Below are 225 nucleotides of genomic sequence, written 5' to 3'. Positions count from 1 at the left end.
TGACCTCGGGCGAAAACAACACCACGGTCGATGCCGGCTTCTACGAGACGGGCAGCATCGGTGACCGGGTGTGGGTCGATGCCAACGGCAACGGCGTTCAGGACGCAGGCGAAGTGGGCAAGGCCGGTGTGACGGTCGAGCTCTACACCTGTGTTGATGAGATGCCGGGCACGCTGGTCGACACCAAGGTGACCGACGCCAACGGCAACTACAACTTCAGCGGCC

The 225-nt window shown here is 63.1% G+C and carries 1 protein-coding gene; it reads left to right on the top strand.

Going from position 1 to position 225, the window contains the following annotated elements; genetic code table 11:
- Positions 1-225 (top strand): SdrD B-like domain-containing protein (locus GQB03_RS22870; RefSeq protein WP_200832443.1); only part of this gene is annotated, 225 nt, incomplete at both ends.

Source organism: Cognatazoarcus halotolerans, from assembly GCF_009800965.1.
Taxonomy (GTDB): Bacteria; Pseudomonadota; Gammaproteobacteria; order Burkholderiales; family Rhodocyclaceae; genus Cognatazoarcus; species Cognatazoarcus halotolerans.
The sequence above is the reverse complement of the archived record's forward strand: the minus strand, read 5'-3'. Positions and strand labels throughout refer to the sequence as shown.